This window comes from Acidovorax sp. Leaf78, from assembly GCF_001422735.1.
In the GTDB taxonomy this organism is placed as follows: domain Bacteria; phylum Pseudomonadota; class Gammaproteobacteria; order Burkholderiales; family Burkholderiaceae_C; genus Acidovorax.
Genome location: NZ_LMLZ01000022.1, coordinates 55210 through 71782 on the forward strand (window position 1 = coordinate 55210; position 16573 = coordinate 71782).

At 70.0% G+C, this 16573-nt stretch carries 16 protein-coding genes; 4 read left to right on the forward strand and 12 right to left on the reverse strand.

The window, feature by feature from the left end:
- Positions 1-22 precede the first annotated feature (22 nt).
- Entirely contained in the window at positions 23-391 is a 369-nt protein-coding gene (locus ASF16_RS18860; RefSeq protein WP_056170970.1) for an HPF/RaiA family ribosome-associated protein, read from the reverse strand.
- Positions 392-811: 420 nt separating this feature from the next.
- Between ASF16_RS18860 and ASF16_RS18865 the strand changes: the two genes are divergently transcribed.
- Positions 812-1702: a gamma-glutamyl-gamma-aminobutyrate hydrolase family protein gene (locus tag ASF16_RS18865; protein ID WP_056170973.1), complete on the forward strand. Its 891-nt coding sequence runs from the start codon at positions 812-814 to the stop codon at positions 1700-1702.
- A 134-nt stretch (positions 1703-1836) separates the two neighbouring features.
- Here the strand turns inward: ASF16_RS18865 and ASF16_RS26270 are convergent, their stop codons facing one another.
- Positions 1837-1998 (reverse strand): hypothetical protein, encoded by a 162-nt coding sequence (locus tag ASF16_RS26270; RefSeq protein ID WP_156372136.1) that lies wholly within the window; start codon positions 1996-1998, stop codon positions 1837-1839.
- A gap of 279 nt (positions 1999-2277) precedes the next feature.
- Between ASF16_RS26270 and ASF16_RS18870 the strand changes: the two genes are divergently transcribed.
- Together ASF16_RS18870 and ASF16_RS18875 are read left to right on the forward strand one after the other, a co-directional pair.
- A complete protein-coding gene (locus ASF16_RS18870) occupies positions 2278-3558 on the forward strand; it encodes a putative DNA modification/repair radical SAM protein (protein ID WP_056170977.1) in 1281 nt (426 codons plus the stop codon).
- A 146-nt stretch (positions 3559-3704) separates the two neighbouring features.
- Positions 3705-4601 carry a TIGR03915 family putative DNA repair protein gene (locus ASF16_RS18875; protein WP_056170980.1) on the forward strand — a complete coding sequence of 299 codons (897 nt, stop codon included), beginning with the start codon at positions 3705-3707 and terminating at the stop codon, positions 4599-4601.
- A gap of 51 nt (positions 4602-4652) precedes the next feature.
- Here ASF16_RS18875 and ASF16_RS18880 read toward each other — a convergent pair whose 3' ends face one another.
- From ASF16_RS18880 to ASF16_RS18895, 4 genes are all read right to left on the reverse strand, one after another.
- On the reverse strand, positions 4653-5141 hold the full coding sequence (locus ASF16_RS18880) for a hypothetical protein (protein ID WP_056170983.1): 489 nt from the start codon (positions 5139-5141) through the stop codon (positions 4653-4655).
- A gap of 48 nt (positions 5142-5189) precedes the next feature.
- Entirely contained in the window at positions 5190-5678 is a 489-nt protein-coding gene (locus tag ASF16_RS18885; RefSeq protein WP_056170987.1) for a YcxB family protein, read from the reverse strand.
- Between the two features lie 229 nt (positions 5679-5907).
- Positions 5908-6891, reverse strand: a complete 984-nt coding sequence (locus ASF16_RS18890) for a pyridoxamine 5'-phosphate oxidase family protein (RefSeq protein ID WP_056170990.1) — start codon at positions 6889-6891, stop codon at positions 5908-5910.
- Positions 6888-7532 carry a glutathione S-transferase family protein gene (locus tag ASF16_RS18895; protein ID WP_056170993.1) on the reverse strand — a complete coding sequence of 215 codons (645 nt, stop codon included), beginning with the start codon at positions 7530-7532 and terminating at the stop codon, positions 6888-6890. Before ASF16_RS18895 ends, ASF16_RS18890 begins: the two co-directional genes overlap by 4 nt.
- A 108-nt stretch (positions 7533-7640) precedes the next feature.
- Between ASF16_RS18895 and ASF16_RS18900 the strand changes: the two genes are divergently transcribed.
- Positions 7641-8579, forward strand: a complete 939-nt coding sequence (locus ASF16_RS18900; RefSeq protein WP_056170996.1) for a LysR family transcriptional regulator — start codon at positions 7641-7643, stop codon at positions 8577-8579.
- 81 nt (positions 8580-8660) lie between these two features.
- On the opposite strand, the gene ASF16_RS18905 is transcribed toward ASF16_RS18900, so the two are convergent.
- The 6 genes from ASF16_RS18905 to ASF16_RS18930 all read right to left on the reverse strand — a co-directional run bounded on the left by ASF16_RS18905 (position 8661) and on the right by ASF16_RS18930 (position 16280).
- On the reverse strand, positions 8661-9953 hold the full coding sequence (locus tag ASF16_RS18905; RefSeq protein WP_082517030.1) for an MFS transporter: 1293 nt from the start codon (positions 9951-9953) through the stop codon (positions 8661-8663).
- Complete coding sequence (locus ASF16_RS18910) at positions 9946-10494, reverse strand: hypothetical protein (RefSeq protein WP_056170999.1); 549 nt, start codon at positions 10492-10494, stop codon at positions 9946-9948. Before ASF16_RS18910 ends, ASF16_RS18905 begins: the two co-directional genes overlap by 8 nt.
- A gap of 118 nt (positions 10495-10612) precedes the next feature.
- Positions 10613-11611, reverse strand: coding sequence for a hypothetical protein (locus tag ASF16_RS18915; RefSeq protein ID WP_056171002.1), 999 nt, complete (start codon positions 11609-11611; stop codon positions 10613-10615).
- Between the two features lie 181 nt (positions 11612-11792).
- Complete coding sequence (locus ASF16_RS18920; protein WP_056171005.1) at positions 11793-12965, reverse strand: SLC13 family permease; 1173 nt, start codon at positions 12963-12965, stop codon at positions 11793-11795.
- A 364-nt stretch (positions 12966-13329) separates the two neighbouring features.
- A complete protein-coding gene (locus ASF16_RS18925; protein ID WP_056171008.1) occupies positions 13330-14736 on the reverse strand; it encodes a sigma-54 dependent transcriptional regulator in 1407 nt (468 codons plus the stop codon).
- On the reverse strand, positions 14721-16280 hold the full coding sequence (locus tag ASF16_RS18930; RefSeq protein WP_082517031.1) for a PAS domain-containing sensor histidine kinase: 1560 nt from the start codon (positions 16278-16280) through the stop codon (positions 14721-14723). The genes ASF16_RS18925 and ASF16_RS18930 overlap by 16 nt, the downstream gene beginning before the upstream one ends.
- Positions 16281-16573 lie beyond the last annotated feature (293 nt).

Consider the following 16573-nt stretch of genomic DNA (forward strand, 5'->3'; position numbering starts at 1 on the left):
GCATGGGTTGCAACATTCAAGCTCAACCTGCGGCGGCGGCATCCGACGCGTCCAGCGTGCGGATGGTGTCACGCCCGTGGCGGTCTTTGGCGCGACCCAGGTCGGTGTCGAGCGCGCGGGCCAGCTTGTCGATCGAGGAGATGAACGCCCGGCCCATCTCGCTGGCGTCGTCGGCCACAGAGATCGGCTGGCGGCCGGTGACGCGCGCCTCGATGCGGCAGCGCTTGTCGTTGGCACCGGACTTGCCTGCATCCAGGTCTTTGAGAAACACATCCAGCCGCGTCACATGGTCCTGAAAGCGCGACAGCCGGCTCTTGGCTTCGGTGGCGATCCACTCGCTCAGAGATTCGCCGCCTTCGATGTGGTCATCCGTGTTGACTTGTACTTGCATGGTGATGCTCCTTGAAGAATTCAAGCGAAGGACCGTGCCCGCCGTCCCGGCTGGCAGCCGTCCCGTGAACCACCATGGTCGCACCTTCGGGGCTCTGCGCCCGTAAGAACCTGTTAGTCGGCGGGTCTTGTGGGGCCAGGCACTGCATGTGCCTTCGCGATTGGCTATGCGCGCGCGGCCGGCTTGTCTGTGGTGTCGACGAAGCCTGCGTTGCCGCAAGGTACTCAGGTATTCGGGTGCTGCCTGCGTACACGCATCGTGTCGTGGACTGCATCGCGATCCCAGCGCAAAAAGTTTGGCACGCGCAGGGGCGCAGGCCGCTCTCCTACAGACGCCGGCCCATCCGCAGTGCTACAAATTGGATACCTGTTCACTGCAATCGCAGCACCGTTTCAGCGTGCTGCCCGGAGCCCCCCATCCATGCCCGCTGATCGCCGCCTCAAGATTGGTTTGTCCGCCTGTTTCCAGCACGCCGACCCCACCCGCCCGCTGTTCACCAACAAGACCTTGCAGTACGTGGAGCAGTCGATCGCCCACTGGATCATGTCGGCCGGCGCCATGGTGGTGATGGTGCCCTGCCCCACAGGCGAGACCGCACGCGGCGACGTGACGCTGGCGCACTACGCAGAGTGGCTCGACGGTGTGGTCATGCACGGCGGCGCCGACGTGTGGCCGGGCAACTATGGCGAGGAGCCGCTGCGCGAAGAGTGGATCGGCGACCGCGTGCGCGACCTGTACGACCTGGCGGTGGTGAAAGCCTTTGCCGAGGTTCGCAAGCCCATCTTCGGTGTCTGCCGCGGCCTGCAGCTGATCAACGTGGCCTTCGGCGGCGCGCTGTACCAAGACCTGCAGACCCAGCACCCCGGTGCGCTGCAACACCGCAATGCATCCACCTACGACCAGCACTTTCACGACATTCACATCGTCGAGGGCACGCGCCTGGCGCAGCTGTACCCCGACCATCCACGCGCCCGCGTCAACAGCATTCACCACCAGGGCATCAAGACCGTGGCCCCGGAATTCGTGGTCGAAGCGCTGAGCGAGCCCGATGGCGTGCCCGAAGCCATCCGCCTGCAATCGGCGCCAGGCCGCGGCTACATCGCGGCCACCCAGTGGCACCCCGAGTTCCACAAGTTGGGGGCGGACACGCTGGACGACACCGCCATCCTGCAGGACTTTCTGGCGGCGTGTGCCGAGGCCAAGGCCAGCCCTCCGTCGGTGAGCCACCCTCCCGGCATCCGCGACCGTGCCACGCGTCTGCTGCGGCAGGCGCTGCGCAGGGACCGGAGCCGGGCTTCGTCGTCGACGTAAGTCAATTCAACGCGCTGCGGTGTGCGGCGCGCAGTGCGCTGCATGCGACTTGCGACTTGCGACAAGCCGTTCAGCAACGCATCAACTGCACTTCGCCAGCACAGATTGAATCGCTTGCGCGCATCCGCGCACTTCTACAGGGCCACCTCCCGCCACAGCTGCAGGATGTCGTCGCGCGGAATCGGGCGGGCTTCGACCGTCTTGAGACTGTAGGGCTCCTGGGCCACGGCGCCCGCGACCAGGCTGGCCAGCGCCATGACCACCACCAACGCACAGGCGGGTCTGCAATGTTTCATGGTTCAAGGTCCTTCAGAGGCGGGGGCAAGTACGGAGCCCGCATGTGCATATGCGATGCGGAAGGCGGAAGGCGGAAGGCGCTGCTGGGCGCGCCGGGCCCTGTCCGTCGCCACGGAAGGCACGCGGCTTGAGGAAGACACTGGCATCCGAAATTAAATGCTTTTGTGCCGCTACCGCTCTATGAGCAAGCGCAAGCAGCTACGAATTTAATAGCAAATGGCATTGTCAGCGATGCCCCTGCGCTGGCCTCGGAGATGAAAATACTGTAAATTCATCCAGTGCAATTACAGTCCAAACTCGCCATCCTGGCCGACGCCGCCAAGTACGACGCCTCGTGCGCATCCAGCGGCGCGGCGCCGCGCGATTCGGTCGGCGGGCGGGGCATGGGCTCCACCGAAGGCATGGGCATCTGCCACAGCTACGCGCCAGACGGGCGCTGCATTTCGCTGCTCAAGATCCTGCTGACCAACTTTTGCCAGTACGACTGCCTGTACTGCGTGAACCGGGTGACGAGCAACGTGCCGCGCGCGCGCTTCACGGTCGATGAAGTGGTGCAGCTCACGCTCGACTTCTACCGGCGCAACTGCATCGAAGGCCTGTTCCTCTCCAGCGGCATCATCCAGAGCCCCGACTACACCATGGAGCAGGTGGTCGAGGTGGCCCGCGTACTGCGCGAAGACCACGACTTTCGCGGCTACATCCACCTCAAAACCATCCCGGATGCATCGCCCGAGTTGATGGAGCGTGCGGGCCGCTATGCCGACCGGCTGAGCATCAACGTGGAGCTGCCCACGCCCGAAGGCCTGGCCGCCCTGGCGCCACAAAAGGACAGCGCGGCGATTGAGCGGTCGATGGCGCGCATGGCGGTGCGCATCGAGGACGCGCGGCAGGCGCGCAAGGAACAGGCCGCCGCCAAGGTGGTGTCGATGCCCGCCACCACACGCACTCTCACGCGGCGCGCTGCGGCACCCCACTTCGCGCCGGGCGGGCAGAGCACGCAGATGATCGTGGGCGCCGACGCCACCGACGACCGCACCATCCTGGCCACCAGCGCTGGCCTGTACGGCGTGCACCGGCTGCGGCGCGTGTACTACTCGGCCTTCAGCCCCATCCCGGATGCGGCGCGCGCGCTGCCGCTCATCGCGCCACCCACCGTGCGCGAGCATCGGCTCTACCAGGCCGATTGGCTGATGCGCTTTTATGGCTTCACCCACGGCGAGATCGTGCCCGCCAGCCAGGGCGGCATGCTGGCGCTGGACATGGACCCCAAGCTCGCCTGGGCCATTGCGCACCGCGAGCGCTTCCCGGTCAATCTGAACACCGCCCCGCGCGAGCTGCTGCTGCGCGTGCCCGGCTTTGGCGTGCAGACGGTGGACCGCCTGCTGGCCGCCCGCCGCGTGCGCCGACTGCGGCATGCCGATTTGACGCGGCTGCATGTGCCGCTCAAGAAAGTGCTGCCTTTTGTGGAAGCGGCCGACTACCGCCCGGGCCGCGCGCTCGATGCCGCCGACCTGGCGGCCCGCCTCGCGCCGCCGCCCGCGCAGCGCAGTCTGTTTTGAGGGGTTTATCGATGCCACGATGCGCCAGCAAGACCCTCCACGCGCCTTCAAGACCTGCCCAGGCCACGTGCTGCGGCAGCGCCCTGGCTTCGACGGGCTCAGCCCGAACGGTCCGTGGCGCACCTTTCCGCGTGCCTCGATAAGCCATGGCACAGCACACAGTCACCCTCGACCATCCCACTGACTGGGCGGGCTTTCGCCGGGCGGCGCGCACACTGGTGCAGGCCGGCGTGCCGCCGCAGGCTGTCGACTGGTTCACCACGCAGGACGTCACGGAAGACTTGTTCGCCAGTCCCACTGCGGGTTCTGGCATCGATGCTGGCGCTGCCGCGTCAACGCCGCTTGACCTGAGCGCACTGCAGCCCCGCAGCGACCGCCCCGCGCCGCGCGTGCCCGAAGAGTTCGTGCGCCTGTGCGAGCGCCTGGTGCTGCACCGCAACCCGGCGCGCTTTGCCCTCATGTACCGTCTGCTGTGGCGCCTGGCGCACGACCGCGCGCTGCGCCACGACCCGCTGGACGCCGACCGCATGCAGGCCCACCACATGGTGCGCGCGGTGGCGCGGGACATGCACAAGATGCACGCCTTCGTGCGCTTTCGCCCGGTGACCGACAGCGACGGCCACACCGTGCAGGTCGCCTGGTTCGAGCCCGACCACTACATCACCGAGGCCAACGCGGGCTTCTTCGTGCGGCGCTTCACCCAGATGCACTGGGCCATCCTCACGCCCGATGCCAGCGTGCGCTGGGACGGCACCGACCTGCACGTGGGCCCCGGCGGCCAGCGCAGCGACGCACCGCCGCCCGACGCGGGCGAGGCGCTGTGGCTCACCTACTACCGCCACATCTTCAACCCCGCGCGGCTCAAGACCACGATGATGAAAAAGGAAATGCCCACACGCTACTGGCGCAACCTGCCCGAGGCCGCGCTGATCACCGAGCTGTCGCACGGCGCGCACGAACGCAGCGGGCACATGGTGGAGGCGGAGGCGACCACGCCGCGCAAGCGGATCGAGCCGATGCGGCGGGGTGCATCAAGCGCGTAGCGCGGCAGGCACTGCAGATGCGGCCCGATGACCCGTGACGATGACCGTCAGTCAGTCAACAGCACGGTGACGGCCTGCTCTGAAAACCATCCAGAACACTGCAGCCGCACAAGCGCCGCAGATCCCGAACAACGCAACAACAGCCACGTACTGTTGCCAGCCAGCGATGGTCGGAACCCCGCTGATGACGGTCTGGACATGGCCGATCGTCACTGAACTTTTCATGTCCGAATCGCGCAGCGGCCAAGAAAAAACGGCCATGGGCATGCACCCCAGAACAAATCCTGCCAACAACACGCTCCACCACCTCAGGGTGCCGATGCGGCACAGCAGCCAAAAGGCTGGAATCCCGAGAAGGACCACGTGAGCTGCCGACACGAGCGCGCACAGGGACATGAACCCCAGTGTTCGAATCCACAGGGATGGGTCCCCTGTCCCCACCATCTGAAATTGCTCGAAGAGATACCCGAGCGCCAGCGCGATGACGGGCGCCATCGCCGCTGCAGCGAAGGCGATGACAATTCTCAGGAGCGGCGTCATCACAGACTCAACCCGCAGACGGCACGCAGCGCCCAGCCACCCGTCCAGCTACAGGATTTTTCCGCCATGGCTTTTGACCCTGTCCAGAACGATGTGCCGTACCTCATCGCTCAAGTCGGCCAACGGCAGCGTGACGAACTGCGCACGCGAGAAGAACAGCAACCAAAAGTCCTTGAAGCGCCAGACCTCGGTCACGGCAGACCAGTCCACGTCCGAGCTGCCCATGTCCGACGACAAGCGCAGGCGGTCCGGCGTCGTCTCCAAAAAAGCCTGCTTCACCCGCATCCGTCGAAACCGTGCGAGCGAGCCCCGCAGATGGACCACGTACAGCGCTCCAATCAGTGCGAGGCCCAGTATCAGCAGCACGCCCAATGCCGCAGTGGTCCACGAATGCATGCCACGGGCTAGCGCGTACGCAAAGTAGGTCGCCAGGAAAAGAAGGGACGCTATGAACTTCCCGCCCACGGTTCGCCACCAGAACGCAGCGACCGCGTTTTTCACCAGCTTGTCGGTGTAGTGCAGCGTGGCCTTGGTCATGGGGCGGTACGACGTTGCGCGTCGCTTGAGGAGAATCTGGTTGTCTGCAGAGAAGCCGGCGAGTACATGGACTGATGGAGAGGCATGGATGGCCCAAGCCACGTCGGGCGAACGCGCTCGGGTGCACGAGATTCTGCAGCCTGCCAGACCGGTTGAGGCTCAGGGCCGCGTCTTTTTGCTCAATCGCAACCGAGGGTGCGGGCGCCCGCTGCGCACCTGCCCCGTTGCGCTACCCCGCTGCCCGCGCCCGCAGCACCCCGAACTGCGGCGCAGCCTGCGCCGCCGTCCAGCGCCACGGCAGCGCATTGGCCCGCCACACGCCCCCCAGCACGTGCAGCCGCAGCACCCGCTGCGCACCGGGCCAGGGCGCGCGGCTTGCGTCGTCCCACAGCAGCTCGGACCGGGCCGCCACGTGCAGCAGGCCGCCGCCGTCGTAGTCCACCCACAGCAGCCCCGCCCGCGGGTGCAGGGCCAGGTTGCCGAGCGTGTTGAAGAACAGATTGCCCGGGTAGTCGGGCACCGACAGAACCACGCCCTGGGCGGTGTGCTTCACGTGCACGAAGCCCGGTTCGCCGCCGCGGTGCGATACGTCCACGCCTTCGTTGCGCGCTGCGCCGGGGCGCGCGGCCGAGGCGCTGGCGATGAACAGCGTGTCGCTGCGGGTGATGAGCGCGAGCGCGGCGGCGTCGAGCTGCGGGCCCAGGGCCTGTGGGGGTGCGGGCGGGGTCACCACCTCCCGCAGGCCGGGCGCGCGCGCCTGGATGTACTTGGGGCAGTTGCCGAAGCTCTGCACCACATCCACCGCCAGGCCCTGCGCACCGAAGGCGGCCACGCGCCCGTTCATGCGGTTGCGGCGGCGCGTGTGGGGCTCCAGGCCCAGCACGCCCACAGGGGTGCCGGGCGCGAGCTGCGCAAGCGCCGGGTCGGCCGCATCGGGCGGCACCGCGACCTGCATGCTGTGCGCATCGGGCGTGTGCACAAAGCCCGGGGGCCCCGCCACCATGGTGGCCCAGGGCTGGCCGTGGGCGTCGAGCGCACCCAGCAGCAGCGTGGGCAGCTTCTCGAACAGCTCGCGGTGCTGGTCGGGCATGTGGTCGCGCAGCACCATGGGGCCGATCTCGCCCATGCGTTCGCGCACGCCCACGCGGTCCTGCAGGGCCTGCTCGCCCGCGTGGAAGGCCGGGGCTTCAGGGGGCCGCAGGCCGGCGCTCATGCGGGTACCGCTGCAGCGGCCTTGGGCAGGCGGTCGGCCAGCGGCACGTAGCCCCGCAGGGCCTCCATGCGCGCCACCCAGGCGGCCACACGCGGATGGGCGGCCAGCGGCAGTCCACCGACGGGTGCCTGCGAGATATAGCTCACCATGGCGATGTCGGCCAGGGTGGGCGCGTCGCCGTCCAGCAGCCAGGTGCGGCCTTGCAGCTCGCCCTCCATGAAGGCCAGCAGCCGCTGGCCGATGGCCTGGGAGGCTGCGTTCAAGGGCTTGCCTGTGATGGCGGCAAAGCGCGGCACGGCCACGCCCGGTGCCAGCAGCCCGGCGGCCAGGCTGAACCAGCGCTGCAGGCGCGCCTGGCCCACCGGGTCCTGCGGCATCCAGGCGCTGCCGGGGGCGTAGCGCTGCACCAGGTAGACCAGGATGGCGGTGCTGTCGCTCAGCACCACGCTGCCATCCACGATGACGGGCACCTGGCCCAGGGCGTTCAGGGCCAGGTGCTCTGCGCGCTGGTGCTCGCCCTGCAGCAGGTTCACCTCGGCCAGCTGGTAGGGCAGGCCCAGCAGGGACAGCATCAGTTCGACGCGGTGGCAGTGGCCGGACACGGCCATGCGGTACAGCGTGATGGGTGGGGTGGGGGCCATGGTGTCGTGTCCTTGGTGTCAGAAGTTGTGCAGGACTCGACCTTATCTATTGCGCACTACGGTGTGAATAGCGATAGTGCGACTTTCAAAATTGCAAAAATCGAAACAATGGACCACTTGGAAACCCTGCGCTGCTTTGTAGCGGTGGCCGATGCGGGCGGCTTTGCGGTGGCGGGGCGGCGGCTGGGCTGCTCGGCGGCGGCAGTCACGCGCGCCATCGCGGCGCTGGAGGCGCGCCTGTCGGTGCTGCTGTTTCAGCGCAGCACGCGCGTGGTGCGGTTGACCGAGGCGGGCGAGCGCTTTCTGGCCGACTGCCGCCCGCTGCTGAGCGACCTGCACGAGGCCGAGCAGGCCGCGCGCGGCGCGCAGGCCGAGGCACAGGGGCTGCTGTCCATCACTGCGCCGCAGATGTTCGGCATTCAGCATGTGGCGCCCATCGTGCTCGACTTCCTGCAGGCGCATCCCCGGGTGCAGGCGCGCACGCTGTTCGTCAACCGCGTGGTGCATCTGCTGGAGGAGGACATGGACGTGGCCGTGCGCATCGCGCACCTGCACGACTCGGGCCTGACCGCGCTGCAGGTGGGCGCGCTGCGCCGCATGGTGGTCGCGTCGCCCGGCTACCTGGCGCGCCACGGCGAACCGCGCCACCCGCACGAGTTGGGCCAGCACCGCGCGATAGCGTTCTCGTTCGACGCGCGGGCCCCCTCGCCCTGGCGGTTTCGCGATGGCACCACGGGCACACCGCAGCAGGCCTGGATCAGCAACAGCAACGAGGTGGACATCGCCGCGGCCGAGGCGGGCCTGGGGCTCACCCGCTGCCTGGCCTACCAGGCCGCCGCCAGCCTGCGCGCAGGGCGCCTGCGCATCGTTCTGGCCGAGCATGAGCCCGACCCGGTGCCCGTGCACATCGTCTACCCCGCGGGGCGGCGCGCACCGGCCAAGGTGCGGGCCTTTGTGGAGTTCGCACGGCACCGCCTGGCCGCCGAGCCGGTGCTGCAGGGCCGCGGCTTGGCACGGCGCAGCAGCACCAGAAGCAGCAAGCGGTGAGCACCGGCGGGTGCGCGGTGGACCACGCAGTTCAAGGCCATTTCATGGCCTTGCGCTCGCTGCCATTGCGCAAGCAGCTATCTAATCAATAGCAACCGCACCATCGATCACCGGCGCGTGCCGCTGCGCCCACCAGAACATCGGCAATGCCACCAGCGCCGCCACCGACAGCGCGACGAAGGCCAGGCCGAAGTGCTGCCCGGCACCCACCACCGAGTTGGCCAGCGTGGGGCTGAGCGCCGCGCCCACGCCCTGCAGCGTCATCACCAGGCCCAGCGCGGTGTTGAAGCGGCCGCTGCCCTGCGTGAAGCGCTGCACCATGAGCGGCGTGGCCACCCCCAGCGCGCCGGCGGCCAGGCCGTCCAGGATCTGCACCGGCACGTTGCCCCAGTCGGCGGCGATGAGGTAGGCCAGCGCGCCGCGCACCGGCAGCACCAGGATGGCGGCGTACACGAACCACGCCACGTCGAAGCGCTTGCTGCGCGACACCCAGAGCGCCACCGGGATCATCGTGACCTGGGCCACCACGATGGCGATACCGGTCCACAGCAGCGGCGACGAATCGGCCACGGTGGCGGCCAGCCGCTGGTTGAGCAGCGGCAGCATCGCGGCATTGCCCAGGTGAAAGAACAGGCAGGTGATGCCGAACAGCAGCAGCGGCTTGTTGGACAGCAGTGCGCCCCAGCCGGTGCCGCGCTCGACATGCTCGCCCAGCGTCTCGGGCGACTCGCAGCCGCGCGCGGCCTGGTGGTCGATGTCCCCCGCGCGGATCGACAACACCGCCAGCACCGCGCCCACGGTCATCGCTGCCATCACGGCCAGGATCCAGTGCGCGCCGAACCAGTGCGCCACCAGCCCCGCGCCGATGGCCGACACCATGTTGCCCGCGTGGCTCCAGGCCTCGTTGCGGCCCGTCTGGTGCTTGAAGCCCGAAGCCCGCGCCAGCCCCAGCGTGAGCGCGGCCATGGTGGCCGCCAGCAACGCCCCGGCCACGCCGGTCACCACCTGTGATGCGATGAGCCACGTGCCCTGCAGCGTCGAAAACGCGAGCGCGCTGGCCGCCAGGATGGCGAGCGCCGCCACCACCGTGAGCAGGCGCTTGGCGCGCGAGCCGTCCACCCACGCGCCGGCCAGCGGCGTCATGGCCATGCCCGCCAGGCCGCCAGCGGTCATGGTGTAGCCGATGAGCTCCTGCTGCACCTGGCTCTTTTGCAGGTAGGTGGCCAGGAACGGCCCCAGGCCGTCGCGCACATCGGCCATGAAGAACGCCAGCAGCGCCAGCGCCATCAGCGAGCCCGGCACCGCTGCCGGGCCCGCGCCAGCGTTGCCGCCAGCGGGCAGACCGCCGGCAGTTACCGCGCCAGCATCAGCCATGGCCGGGCCCCACGGGCTTGCCGTTCACCGTGCGCGCCTGCACCACCTGGCCGCCGCCGTTGGCCAGAGGGCGCACATCGCCCTCGGCCTTGACCTTGTCGCCAACCTTCAGGCCCAGGTGCTTCAGGCCGTCGGGCTTGGTGTGGATGAAGTCGCCGGTGTCCAGCACCACCCCGTTGGGCTCGCCGTGCCTGGCGTAGTTCAGGCGCGCCACGGTGCCTGCCACGTGGCCGGGGTGGTGGTGCGGCGCGGCGGGCTTGCCGTCGACCGAGACCACGCGCTCCAGTTGGTAGACCTCGTGCTCGGCTTCACCCTTGGGCGAGGGCTCGGCGACGGTGCCTTCGATGACCACGGCCTGGCCGGGCTTCAGGCCCGCCAGTGCGGCATGGGCCGCGCTGTCGTGCGCGTCGCACACGAACTGGGCGGGGGCGCCTTCGCTGTCGATCAGCACACCTTCGATGGTGCCCTTGGGGCTGTAGATCAGGTGCTGGAACTGGCCTTCGACGGACCAGACGTCGATGTCATGGGGTTGGGCGGGCATGGGAATCCTTGTGTGAAGTGAACGAAAAACGGGAAAGAAAAATGCAAGAGAAAAAGGACTGACAACGCTGCAGGGACCCGTCAGGCGGCGGCTGCGACACCGCCGGCCTGACGACAGGTCACGACGCGGGCTGCGGGGCTGGCACAGGTGGTACTGGCGGCGCCATGGGCGCTCCCGGCCCGGCTGCCGGCGGGACACCGGCAGGACCTGCAGGTCCGGCGCCTGGCTCGCGGGGGCCCTTGGGGCCGGCAGGACCGCGTGCTCCGGGGCCACCCTTGGGACCGGCGCCTGCAGGTCTCGCAGGACCGGCCTGGGGCGGCTGGGCTCCACGCGAGCCGGGCAGCGGTGGCTCTACGCCAGGGCCTGCAAACAGTTCACGGGCCGTGTCGGCAGCAGGGCCCATCGCCGTGGCCTCCAGCGCACTGCCATGCGGCCCGCGAGAGCCCCATCCGCGTGCGAACAGGGTGCTGCCCGGCTGCAATGACGCAGCCATGGCCGTGCCCACATGCGGCGGAAAGCGCACGATGGTGCCGCTGTCCATCAGCACGCCGTTCGCCTCGCCGCCGGGGGCGTACAGCACCTGGGCCACGCGGCCGCTGGCGCTCATCGCTGCCAGCGCAGCGGGGTCGGGCCGCGGCGCAGGGGCGCTGCCCAGGGCGGGTGGCGTGTCTTCGACCGTGCGGCCACCGACGGTCAGCCGCACGGCGCGCAGCACCGGCGCATTGGGTGCGCGCCAGCCGCTGACCTGCACCGTGTCGCCGGGCCGTGCGGCCTGCAGCAAGGCTGGCGAGAGGTGGGGTGGCAACTGCACCTGCGTGCCGTCGGTCAGCAGCAGGCCGTCCACGTCGCCGCCGGGGTTGACCAGCCATCGCTTGAGCTGGCCGGAGATGACGGGCGCCGTGCCTTGCTGCGCCGCATCGGGCGGCGGCGGCGGCGGCAGCGGCCGCGCGGGGCGTGCGCCGGGCGGTGGCAGGGCACCGGGTGCGCCTGCGAGACCGGGGACCGCTGCGCCGGCTGGTGGCGGCGCGAGAGGCGGTGGTGGGGGCTGCTGGGCCCAGGCAGCACCTGCCAGGCACAGGCCTGCGCACAGGGCAAGGGGACGAAGGGAATGTCGCATGGATCAACTCCAGTGGGTGGGAATGCCCTGGCTGTACTCACATTGCGTGCCAGGCACGATTCCCTTTCAAATCAACCACTTGCATCGTTGCACCGCCGGCTGGCTGCATGCGCGGGGGACACCCTGGCGTCCGCTTTGCGGACAGGTGGCACAGGCCATCCCCCCCATTGCCGCCCCCGCATCACCCCATCCGCAGCCACAGCGCCGACAGCGCACACACGATGAGGAAGGGAATGCTGATCTTGTGGAACTCGCGCAGGCCGTGGGGCAGGCGCGCCAGCCGCAGCGCGATCAGGTTGGCCAGCGACCCCAGCACACAGCCGAAGCCGCCCACGCTCACCCCGGCGGCGAGCGCGGGCAGGTCGCGCACCGGGCCGTCGAGCAGGATGGCCGCAGGCACGTTGCTGATGAACTGCGAGGCGACGATGGCCGCCAGGTACGCGCGCCAGCCCTCGGCAATGGGCGCGTGCTGCAGCAGGTGGGCCACCGCGGGCAGCTCGGCCAGCTGGCGCAGGTCCACGAACATGAGCGCGATGATGGCCAGGAGCGCCCAGTCCACCCCCTTGAGCACGCGCGGGTAGAACACCAGGAATGCGCCGAACACCAGCGCCAAACCGGCCACCAGCCAGTGCCGCTCCAGCGCCACCACGAAGGCGACGAAGAGCACGCCGGCCAGCGTCAACAGCCGGGGCTGCACGGCCGGGGCCTCGGTCGCAGGGCGCAGCGTGATCGCGGTGCGCGGCACCAGCACCCACACCGCCACGAAGAGCCAGAACAGCATGATCGCCACCGTGGGCGCCATCATCCCCATGAAGCCGACAAAGCTCTCGCCCGAGCGGTGCCAGAGGTACAGGTTCTGCGGATTGCCGATGGGCGTGAGCGCAGAGCCCGCATTCACCGCCAGTGCCTGCAGCACCACCAGCCGCGCGAGCGACAGGTCGGCCTGGGTGGCGAGCACGCGGGTCAGCGGCACCAGCAAAAACAGGCTCACGTCGTTGGTGACCAGCGCCGACAGCACCGCGGCACCTGCCGTGAGCAGCATCGCCAGGCTGCGCAGATCCGTCACGCGGCCCAGCAGCCGCTGGGCGGTGGCCTGCAGCATGCCGCTTTTCTCCACGCCCTGGGTGATGGCCAAAAGACCCGCCAGCGCGCCCACGGTCTGCCAGTCCACCAGCCGCAGGTAGTCCATGGGTGCGCGGGGCCGCAGCACGGCGAAGAGGACGGCCACGGCCACCAGCACCCACAGCAGGCCGTTGCCGCCGCCGGGCGCCTCATCGGCTGCAGAGGACGCGCTGTGGGAAGGCGCAGTGGATGTGGCAGGTGCGTTTGCGCGGGCGGGAGAGGAGTCGGTCATGGACGGGTGAAGGTAAGAAAACGAGGCGCGCGGAGCGATGAGAACGCGACAGCGACATCGAAAGCGGCAACGACGGCGGCGGACACAGAGGCAGGCATGGGCCGGTCACAGTGCCAGCCCAATGGCCAGTGCGTGCAGCGCGCAGGAAGTGGTGTGGCACTCAAGACCCGTGCCCGCTGCTCGACACTGCACGAACGCCGCCCCGTACAGGGCGGCCGGGCTGCCAGGCACGTTGGCGTGGATGCAATGCGGACAGGCGGTGTCCGCGGATGAGACACCTGGGCGCGTGACGGCGACAGCTTGTAGCCGCACTGGTGGCGCGCGCAGGCTGCCGGCCGCGCGCGCGGAGCGTTCATCGCCATCGCTACTCCAGCCCGTACTGCGACAGCTTGCGGTACAGCAGCTGCCGGTGGATGCCCAGGCGCCGCGCGGCCTCGGCGCGGTTGCCTTGGGCACGCTGCAGGGCCTGCTCGATCAGCAGCCGCTCCAGCCGTTCCACCGCCACGGGCAGCTCGGTGTCGTACCAGTCGGCGGGCAATGCGCTGGCGGCGCCTTCCGCGCCCACAGCATGGGCATCGGTGGGCGCGGGGCCGTGTGCCAGGTCGCCCTGCACGTCCGCCGCGCTGATCACCGGGTGGCGCACCAGCGCCTGGCAGCGCTCCATGCGGTTGCGCAGCTCGCGCACATTGCCGGGCCAGCGGTACTGCAGCAGCGCCTGCGCCGCGTCGGCAGACAGCGCCTTGGGCACGCCGTGGCCCGCTGCCAGCCGCAGGAAATGCTCGGCCAGCGGCACGATGTCGGCCAGGCGCTCGCGCAGCGGCGGCACGCGGATCGACAGCACGTCGAGCCGGTAGTACAGGTCTTCGCGAAAGCGCCCCGCGCGCACCGCCGCGGCCAGGTCGTGGTGGGTGGCAGCCACCACGCGCACGTCGACCTTCACCGTGCGGTGGCTGCCCAGCGGCGTCACCTCGCCCGCCTGCAGCACGCGCAGGATCTTGGCCTGCACCGGCAGCGCCATGTCGCCGATCTCGTCGAGCAGCAGCACGCCGCCGTCGGCCGCACGAAAGCACCCGGGCCGGTCGCCTGTGGCGCCGGTGAAGGCGCCGCGCACGTGGCCGAACAGCTCGCTCTCCAGCAGCTCGGGCGGAATGGCCGCGCAGTTGATCGCGACGAAGGGCGCGTGGGCGCGGTCCGAATGCCGGTGCAGCGCCCGCGCCACCATGTCCTTGCCCGTGCCGGTCTCGCCCAGCACCAGCACCGGCACGTGGCTGGCCGCCGCCAGGCCGATGCGCTTGTGCACCTCGCGCATCGCCTGGCTGGGGCCGACGAGGGTGTTCTCGTCATCGTTGCCATCGCGGCTGTCCTCCGCGCCGTGGGCGAGCTGCCGCGCCGTGTCGGGCGACGCCGTCTCCTGCCGCAGCGCGCGGGCCAGCACCTCGATCACCGCGTCGCGGCCGATGGGCTTGGCCAGGTGGTCGAAGGCGCCCAGGCGCATCGCGTCGATGGTGTTGGCGCCGCTGGCATACGCCGTCAGCACGATGACCGGCGGCAGGCGGGGCAGCCGGGCCTGCAATGCGGCCAGGGTCTGCAGGCCGTCCATGCCCGGCATGCGGTGGTCCAGAAAGACGGCGTCGTAGCGCTGGCGCGGCATGCCTTCGAGCGCTGCATCGCCGCTGGCGGCCTGGTCCACCGTGTGGCCCAGGCCCTCCAGCGTCTCGGCCAGGGTTTCGCGGAAGGCGTCGTCGTCGTCGACGATCAAGAGGCGTGCCATGGAAGCTCCAGTGCAAAGCGGGTGCCGCGGGGCGGCGCGGCGGCAGGCGGCGTGGCGCCTGCGGGGTCGTGGTGAGGCGCTGCGGGGGCGTCGATTGCTTCGGGTGCTTCGGTGGAGGCCGTGGCGGTGGCGCCGCCCAACGCCACATGGTGCAGGTCGCCGCCATGGGCCAGCGCCACCTCGCGCGCCAGCGCCAGGCCCAGGCCGGTGCCGTCGGCGCGGCCGGTGGCAAAGGGCTCGAACAGCCGCGCCTGCAGCGCCTCGGGCACGCCGGGGCCGTCGTCGTCCACCTGCAGCACCAGGCGGTCGGCAGGCTGCACCACGGCACCCAGCGTGACCGTGCCCCCCTGCTGCGCGTGGCGCACCGCGTTGTCGAGCAGGTTGTCGATGGCGCGGCCCACGTGCTGCGGGTCGAACTCGGCCTGTGCGGGGGCGCCGGGCCGCAGCACCAGCGCCACGCCGCGCCCGGCGGCGCGGGGGGCGGCGGCATCGAGCCGCTCCTGCAGCCAGGCGGGCAGATCGATGCGCCGGGGGGCCAGGTTCAAGGGCTGCACCAGCGCGAGCAGGCTTTGCACCAGGCCTTCCAGCCGTTCGATCTGGCCGAGGATGGCGCGCAGCGCCGCCGGGTGGCGCTCGGGCGCGGCGGCCAGTGCGTTCTCGGCCTTCAGGCGCATCGCGGCGATGGGGTTGCGGATCTCGTGGGCCAGGCCGCCGGTCATGCGGCCCAGCGCGGCCAGGCGCTGGTCGCGGCTGCGCTGCTGGGCTGCGGCGCGCAACTGGGCGCGAGTGTCTTCAAAGCGCAGGCGGTAGCGGTTGAAGCCGTCGACGATGCGGTCGATCTCGCGCACGCCCGTGGGCTCCAGCACCGGCACCGCGTCACCCTCGGCGGCGGCCAGGCGCGCCTCCAGCCGCTGCACCGCCCGCAGGCCGCGCAGCAGGATCAGGCCCAGCCAACCACCCGAGGCCAGCACGGCCACCAGCAGCACTGCCAGGCCGATGCGCAGGCTGTTCTCGGCCGCCAGCGCGCCTGCATGGGTGCGCGTCATGGTCCAGGCGGCCAGGTCGTTGCCCGGCGCGGCCAGCGGGCAGGCGGTGACGATGAGCGCCTCGCGGCTGCCGCGCACCACGTCGGTCTGGGGCTGGCGGGTGCGGGCGGCCAGCTCGGCCATCTCCAGGATCAGCGGCTGCTCGGCCGCAGGCACGTCGCGCTTGACGCCGCTGCCTTCGTAGGTGGGGTAGGCATACGCCAGGAACCCGCCCTGGGCCTGCCACACGCCGCCCTCGACATGCGGCACCTCGATCAGCACTAGCTGCAGCAGCACCTGCAGCAGGTCGATCTGCGGCTGCGCGGGCGCGGGCTGCGGCACCGACCGCGCATAGCGTGCGGCGATGGCGCTGCACGAGCGCTCGGCCGCCGTGCGGCCGGCCGCCAGCTGGGCACCGGCACTGCCCCGGTAGACCGACACCATCACCACCGCCAGCGTGGCGCAGATGGCGAACAACAGGACCCAGAAGAAAACCAGCTGGCTTCGGAGCGATCTCATGGCAGGCGGGCGGTGAAGGGTGGCGGGGTTCGCGTTCGATGAGTTCGACGATCAAGACCAGCAATGGAAGCTGCCAGGGGCTGCGCCAGCGCCTGAGCGGACTCTGGAGGCAGCGCAAGCAACACGGCAGTCATCGTACCCAAGCCGGGGCCCGCGGCGTGTGGGGCAAAAGGGCCAGAGGCGTGGGCAAGGCGCCTACAGGCAGCCAGGGCCAGGGCTATGCACCCGAGCGTCACAGCCCTGCTGTGCGCCCGGACCTCCTGGCAAGGTTCGGACGCCCACTGTCAACGCCC